General features: G+C 45.5%; 7 protein-coding genes. 3 read left to right on the top strand and 4 right to left on the bottom strand.

Annotated features, from left to right (window positions below):
* The 3 genes from H6S82_RS12605 to H6S82_RS12595 form a co-directional block, all read right to left on the bottom strand.
* Positions 1-213: Ycf66 family protein (locus H6S82_RS12605; protein WP_191056277.1), on the bottom strand; the 213-nt coding region annotated here is incomplete at its 3' end.
* Positions 214-527: 314 nt separating this feature from the next.
* Positions 528-2297, bottom strand: a complete 1770-nt coding sequence (gene ltrA / locus H6S82_RS12600) for a group II intron reverse transcriptase/maturase (protein WP_191056276.1) — start codon at positions 2295-2297, stop codon at positions 528-530.
* Positions 2298-2914: 617 nt separating this feature from the next.
* Positions 2915-4207 carry a transposase gene (locus tag H6S82_RS12595; protein WP_347339490.1) on the bottom strand — a complete coding sequence of 431 codons (1293 nt, stop codon included), beginning with the start codon at positions 4205-4207 and terminating at the stop codon, positions 2915-2917.
* Positions 4208-4276: 69 nt separating this feature from the next.
* Here H6S82_RS12595 and H6S82_RS12590 point away from each other — a divergent pair, with 69 nt between their 5' ends.
* The 3 genes from H6S82_RS12590 to H6S82_RS12580 all read left to right on the top strand — a co-directional run bounded on the left by H6S82_RS12590 (position 4277) and on the right by H6S82_RS12580 (position 5825).
* Positions 4277-4411, top strand: coding sequence for a CopG family transcriptional regulator (locus tag H6S82_RS12590; RefSeq protein WP_190466662.1), 135 nt, complete (start codon positions 4277-4279; stop codon positions 4409-4411).
* Positions 4412-4626: 215 nt separating this feature from the next.
* Complete coding sequence (fabG, locus tag H6S82_RS12585; protein WP_190466658.1) at positions 4627-5391, top strand: 3-oxoacyl-[acyl-carrier-protein] reductase; 765 nt, start codon at positions 4627-4629, stop codon at positions 5389-5391.
* Between the two features lie 137 nt (positions 5392-5528).
* Positions 5529-5825 carry a protealysin inhibitor emfourin gene (locus tag H6S82_RS12580; RefSeq protein ID WP_190466655.1) on the top strand — a complete coding sequence of 99 codons (297 nt, stop codon included), beginning with the start codon at positions 5529-5531 and terminating at the stop codon, positions 5823-5825.
* A gap of 294 nt (positions 5826-6119) precedes the next feature.
* On the opposite strand, the gene H6S82_RS12575 is transcribed toward H6S82_RS12580, so the two are convergent.
* On the bottom strand, positions 6120-7177 hold a 1058-nt coding region (locus H6S82_RS12575; RefSeq protein ID WP_242056926.1), incomplete at its 5' end, for a M4 family metallopeptidase.

Raw genomic sequence — 7177 nt, 5'->3', positions numbered from 1 at the left:
TGTCAGCAAAACCTGACCGAACTGCATGATTGGATCGAACCGCCATCCATAAATAAGCAAAATCCCGCCACACAGTAAAGACACTGCCGAAAAAAAGATGTCCGAGTCTCGCGATAACTCCGGTCGCCAAGTTCTCAGAGCATATAGGGCAGTTCCGGCAAGCGCCAGAACAATGCCCGACATACTCGCTAAGTTAAAATTTACGTTGATCATGGCCTCTTGCCTCAGTCAGTCCTATGCTAGCGAGTTTGTTGACATCCTCCCAACCCTACTTCCTTGAAGTCGGAGTCGTGTAGCCCCCAGACCCTTATTTAGATAGCGAGTTAAGATGCACAACTCCACTCTAGCTTGGCATGATAAGTGACATCTCCCACACTAATCCGAAACGGATATAGTGTGGGCTTCCAAGACAATCCGGCTATCGCTTAGGAGACTCTTGGGGTAGAGTCGAGGGGAGTGTTACCACTCCGCCCCTCTCATCCGAAACCGTGCGTGAAACTTTCGCTTCACACGGCTACTCAATGTGTCTACCTTTTGTCATTAACGGACTTCAAACTTCCATCGTTGGCAGTTTTTTCATCATGGCAATGTCGATGCAATAGCTGTAGATTTTTCCACTCGTCTTTGCCTCCAAGTGATAGTGGATTTTTGTGGTCTACTTCTAGTACATCTTCCGCTCGAAAATGTAGTCCGCACCAAGCACATTTCCCTTTTTGCTGTTTGATTAGCTTAGCCTTACGCTCTGGCATTTCGGGATGTGTGCCTAGTCTTGAACTCCAGTAAACTAAATCGCCGTCGAAAGGGCTTTTTTCGCCTTTTACCTTCACATAATCGTCACTACTACTGTGGTGTTCGATGTGTGTAAGTAACCGATAGAGGTTTTTACCTTCTTTGGCTGCGAAAACCCAGTTGTTGTTTTCAATAGTTATCCAGTAGAGTTGATGTGCTTTACTGGCACTTTTTGTCCGGCGTTTTGCCCATCTTCGGAGTTTCAGATACGTTCTTCTATCTTGATTACTAAAGGCTCTGGATGTTCCGGCATCCGAAGCTTTGTAATAGGAAGCCCATCCCCTTATGACAGGGTTTAGGTCTTTAATGAGCGCAGCTTGCGGCGATGACCTATATTTTAAGATGATGCTTCTGATTTCTTTCTGGTGTATCTTACTTGCTTCCTTAGTTGGGGTAATGAGGGTGTGAAAGCCTAATGTTTCTCGATTACTGTCTTTATCGCTCCGATACTTTCCAACTGGGAATTGCTGAATGTGATGACCCAAAAAGTCAAATCCAGCTTGATTATCCTCGCTTAGTTCGTGTCGAAGCGTGTGGGTTAATCTCGTTTTTTCAGGCTTGAGTTGCAAGCCGATGCCTTTTAACCATTCCGAGATTAATTCTCGGCATCTTTGGACAACGGTTTTATCTTCGTGTAGGACGACAAAATCATCAGCATATCTCACCAATGTCAGGGAACTTATTTTATCCCTTTTACTCATTCGTCCCCCACTTCGATATTTGAGGTTCAGGGTTCCAGCTAGCTGTTTTACCATTTCCTCTAAACCGTGGAGGGCAATATTAGCCAAAAGTGGAGAGATTACCCCACCTTGCGGTGTTCCGTCAGATGTTGCTGAAAAAGCTCCTTGGTCTATCACTCCAGATTTTAACCAGGCTTTAATTTGCCGCCTGATTTTGCCTTTTATGTTTAACTTTTGGAGCAATGCTTCATGGTTTATGCAGTCAAAGCACTTCGCAATATCAGCATCTAGCACGAATTTAGCTTTTTGCTGTATGCTCAGTTTAATTTGCTTAATCGCATCTTGGCATGACCTTCCGGGTCTAAACCCGTAGCTGTTTGGCTCAAAGTGGGCTTCCCACTCAGGTTCTAGAGCCGCTTTAACTACGGCTTGTAAGGCGCGGTAGTACATCGTGGGTATTCCCAATGGGCGTTTTTCGTCTTTTCCTGGCTTTGGTATCCATACCCTTCGGGTGGGTTTGGATTTACCAGTGAGTTTCAATTGCCCTGCAAGTTTTAGACGCGCTGCTGGGGATAGCGATTTTACCCCATCCACTCCCGCTGTCTTACGACCTTGGTTGTCTTGTGTTACCCGTCGTACCGCTAAAACCCTGTTAGACCAAGACCTCATTAATGTCTTCTGGAGTTTTCGGACTCGTTTGACATTGCCACAACGTGAAGCGGCGTAAATGCGTTTTTGCAACTTGAAGACATATTTTTCGGCTTGTCGCCAATTAACAGTCTTCCATCCCTCAGTATTCGTTTGTGAATCTGATTTAGGCTTTTCCATTACTACTTGCACCTTTAGCACTTGACACATTGCGGTTCACGTCAGCATATCCTGGCAGTTACGCCATCCTTTTTCAGGCATTACCCGTTATTTCGGGTTAGGCGTTTTGCTTTTTGAACCATCCTTCCCTTTGATGTCTTATGGGTGACTTCCTACCTACAGACCGACCTCTTGTAGGAGACATCAGAGGGTTATTTCGTTCCTGATATCCATTGTTTGAGTCCTTTAGGGCGTGTCTCTCCACCGGGGTTCTAGGTTGTGCGCTAACTCAATTAAAGGAATTTGTTAGACCTTACCCTTGTCAGATATTTCTAACCCAGGAGGTGGATTTTGGTTCCACAAGCTTATATCCCCTGGTTCCGGTCTAGCGATGGCTCAACGACACTTTGTCTGTTCTACCCCACGATTTCCCATTGCTTCACTTATGATTAAGTTTCACGTCCGGGTCGGTTATTAGACTCTTGCTTGCGGAGGGTGCTTTCAGCTATTACCACCTTTTCCCACTTCCGTCCCCGCTTTACAGAGCGAGATAGTCAATCTCTTCTGTAGGGGCTACCAAGAGAACTTGGTAGTTTACGTGCTTTCAACCCCGCACTAGGGCGACAGGATTTAGTTTTCTAGGATACTAACTTCACCTGCATGGATATCAAGTTGTCATCAGCAGAGGATGAAAGTGCATACTCAACCTTTTGGGTTACTCTACTGAAGCCAGCCATCCCTCCGTAAAGGATTTCGGCTGAACGAATCGCACCTTTAAGAACGGACTGCCCTACCGCTCTATTTTTTATATTAATGGCTGCATTATGGTCACGGTCTAGGCTACACCCACAAAGTGGGCAGTCATGCCACCGAATATGCAGTTCTTTTGGTACTTTCTCGCCGCAATTGGAACAATCTTGTGAGGAGTTATGGGCGCTTACTGGGATAACTAGCAAACCAGCATTCTCAGCTTTATTTGTGAGTATCGACAGGAAGCTTGACCACCCAGCATCCAACACAGACTTAGCCAATCTTGTGTTAGCAAGTCCTTTGACATTTAAATCTTCGTGCGCTACTATGTCATATTTTGACAACAGCCAATTAGCTGTTTTGAAATGAAAATCTTTTCTCTTATCTGCAACCTTCTTATGTTGTCTCCCTAACTGCTTAACGGCTCTTTCCCTACGGTTACTTCCCTTCTTGCGCCGTGATATCCGCTTCTGGATAACCCGTAAGCGCTTTTGAGACTTGCGATAATGTTGCGGAATGGCAACTGTTTCTCCTTCGGAAGTTGTTAAGAATTCCTTTAGCCCTACGTCAATCCCAGTAATTTTATCTGGGTTGAAATCTGGTTTGATGTCAGGAACTGCTTTATCTTCTAGTGAGAGCGTTAGGTAGAAGCCGTCAGCCTTCTTGGTAATAGATGCGGTTTTGATTTTGAACCCATCCGGCAGAGGACGATGCCAAACAACCTTAACTTTGCCAAACATTGGTAAGTTAATAAGTTTGCCCTGCAAACATCCTTCCTTCATCTGAGGATAAGTAAAGGTGCGATAGCGATTAAGAGTTTTAAATCTAGGTTTCCCGCTACACTTACCTTTATTGTCTCCCTTGAGAAACCTATCGAACGTAACCTTGACCCGCTTGACTACATCCTGAAGCACTTGAGAGTAGATTTCTCCATACCAGGGATGAGTTTTCTTGAGATGAGGTAAAGTCTTTTTCTGGCTGTAATAGTCGGGGTTATCTCTAAGTTCTGGTAGGTGGCAAACCAGAGGACAAGCATTGATGCGAGAACGGTTACGTTCGTACCAATCAAACCTATCAGCCAACAAGTAGTTATATTGAGCGCACAGCATGGCTAGCCATCTATCCAGCTCAATAACTTGCTGTTTTGTCGGGCGCAATCGGTACTGATACGCTGTTCTCACTTGCTTACTTTCCTGTTTATCGACCTACAGAACAATATATTGTATGGATGAACTATTGTCTGGACAAAAATGGAAGACAAAAAGCTAGAAATTAGAATTACTGGATACAAGATGAGACAATTAGAGCAACAGGCAATTAGCCGTGGCATGACCAAATCAGAATTAGTCAGAAGCCTGATTGCTCGTTTTCCCGCTCCAGTGTAATTGGTCAACTCCCTACCTCCGTTGAGCCGCAATTCATCCCAGACTGATTTCCTGGGGGACTCGGCTTCGCCTCGATATATCTCGAAGAAATCAGTCTGGGGCTTCTCGCGAATTAAGCTAACTCAATCGTAGATTATCGATCGAAAGAATTTTGTGAGTCTCAGGTACGAATCAACTTAATATAGTTAGCGCAGTTATTCAAATCAACGACATACATGGAAGTATTGCCAGAGAACGATCGGCGGTTGCGCGGACAGGTTGCAATTGTTACAGGTGCATCGCGGGGAATCGGTCGCGCTACAGCCTTAGCCTTAGCAACTGAGGGAGCCAACGTGGTTGTCAACTATGCCAGTTCCAGTGGTGCAGCCGAAGAAGTTGTAGCAGAAATCACTAAGGTTGGAGGTAATGCAATCGCACTCCAAGCCGACGTTTCCAAAGCCGACCAAGTTGACGCCCTTCTCAACGCCACAATGGACAAGTGGGGTCGCGTCGATGTACTTGTCAATAACGCTGGTATTACTCGCGACACCCTTTTATTAAGGATGAAACCAGAAGATTGGCAAGCAGTAATTGACCTCAACCTTACCGGCGTGTTTCTCTGTACTCGCGCCGTCAGTAAAGTAATGCTGAAACAACGCTCCGGTCGCATTGTTAATATTACTTCCGTGGCCGGTCAAATGGGAAATCCCGGTCAAGCTAACTACAGCGCCGCCAAAGCTGGCGTGATTGGATTTACCAAAACCATTGCCAAAGAACTTGCCAGTCGCGGTATTACGGTAAATGCGGTTGCACCTGGATTTATTGCCACAGATATGACCAGCAATCTCAAATCAGACGAGATTTTGAAATATATCCCGCTCGGACGCTACGGTCAACCAGAAGAAGTTGCAGGGATGATTCGCTTTCTCGCTGCTGATGCAGCGGCTTCCTACATCACCGGACAAGTATTTAATGTAGATGGTGGTATGGTTATGGCATAAGTAATTGCGTCATTTGTCATCGGTCATTTGTCATTTGTTCGGAACTGAGTCAAGAATTATGTAGATGTGGATATTATCGGGGTGATTATGCTTGACTGATGACAAATGACGGCTAACTAATCACAAATCACAACATTATGCGAATCACTTTTGAACGTACTGGCGGTTTTGCCGGAATCCGCCTGACAAAAGTATTTGATACCGCTACTTTATCGGCAGAAGAAGCAAATCGGCTACGCCAACTACTTGACGCCGCCGATTTCCTAAATTTAGCCCCAAATATAACTTCTAATAGCAGTCAGCCCGATCGCTTTCAATATAAGCTGACTTTGGAAGATGACGATCGGCAACATACAGTTGTAGTTGGCGAACAAGCCGCGCCTGCTAATTTAAAGCCGCTACTCGAATGGCTAAAAAATAGAATTCAAAAGTAAAAAGGCAAAAGGCAAAAGGCAAAAGTCAATCGATTTTGGATTTTAGATTTGCGATTTTGGATTGACTGCGCTCACTTTCTTGACGCAGCTTGGAAATTTTAGATTTGTGATTTTAGATTTGTTCGGCCCACAAGGGGCGGGGCATGAATCCAAAAATTCTTTTAATCCAAAATCCAAAATCTAAAATTGCTAAGAAGGTGAGAAGGAGAGCGGGGGAGTCGGGAGTGGAAGAACTCATATTTTCCCTATTCTCTCTTTCTCTTCTTTTTGACTTTTAACTTTTGACTTTTGACTTTAGATCGCTCCCACTTGTTGCCAAGCGTGACGGACTGCCTTTTGTTCCATACTCTCAACGCCGTAAAGTTCTCCAGCAATAGCGATCGTATTATTCGCAGATCTTTTAAAATTCGATCGCTGGCGGAGTCGATCTTTTAAGGCGACGTACCATATTTTGCCAGCTTTTTCCCAACCGTAGCCGCCAATTTCCATTGCCGCGAGGTAAAAGGCATGGTTGGGAATACCGGAGTTGATATGCACGCCGCCGTTATCTTCAAAACCCTTGTAGATGTCTTTCATATGGGCGGGTTGAGGGTCTTTACCCAACACCGGGTCATCGTATGCGGTGCCGGGTGCCTTCATCGATCGAATCCCCACTCCGTTAACGTTGGGTGTAAACAAACCAGCCCCGATAATCCAGTCAGCCTCATCCACAGTTTGATTGAGAACGCGCTGTTTCACTAGAGAACCGAAAACATCAGAAAAAGATTCGTTCAATGCGCCAGATTCACCCCAATAAATCAAGCCGGCTTCATGTTCCGTCACACCATGAGTTAACTCGTGGGCAATCACATCAATTGCCTTGGTGAAGCGTTCAAAAATTTCGCCATCCCCATCGCCATATACCATCTGGCTACCGTTCCAAAAAGCGTTATCATAGTTGACACCGAAATGAACGGTAGAGTCCAAACGCATACCGCGATCGTCGATCGAATTGCGCCCGAATATCTCATAGTAGAAATCGTAAGTAGCACCCGAACCATCGTAGGCTTCGTCTGCTGCCAAATCTCCAGTTGCAGGATCGCCCTCTCCGCGAATTAGCATACCGGGAAGTTCGGAGCCATTTTTGGCATCATAGATCGTGCGGCGCTTCTCCCCAGCTGATGCCATTGCGATCGACGACAGACGGCTCAATATCTTACGCTGTCCGCGAAACTGTTCCGACACCATCAACGTTTGAAAAGCCCAAGCACGCTGACTTTCGTTGCCGTTCTGGGAAATCTCCTTCAACATATGCGGCGGAACAATACAACAGATAGGGCAAATAGAGTCAAGCCGATGGGAACAAGTTTTTC

It is taken from the genome of Planktothrix sp. FACHB-1355 (assembly GCF_014748295.1).
Lineage (GTDB): Bacteria > Cyanobacteriota > Cyanobacteriia > Cyanobacteriales > Aerosakkonemataceae > Aerosakkonema > Aerosakkonema funiforme_A.
The sequence above is the reverse complement of the archived record's forward strand: the minus strand, read 5'-3'. Positions and strand labels throughout refer to the sequence as shown.

Bases quoted from the DNA above. Each gene is read 5' to 3' on its own strand.
- ltrA (WP_191056276.1), bottom strand. From the start codon at position 2,297: ATGGAAAAGCCTAAATCAGATTCACAAACGAATACTGAGGGATGGAAG.
- H6S82_RS12590 (WP_190466662.1), top strand. From the start codon at position 4,277: ATGGAAGACAAAAAGCTAGAAATTAGAATTACTGGATACAAGATGAGA.
- fabG (WP_190466658.1), top strand. From the start codon at position 4,627: ATGGAAGTATTGCCAGAGAACGATCGGCGGTTGCGCGGACAGGTTGCA.
- H6S82_RS12580 (WP_190466655.1), top strand. From the start codon at position 5,529: ATGCGAATCACTTTTGAACGTACTGGCGGTTTTGCCGGAATCCGCCTG.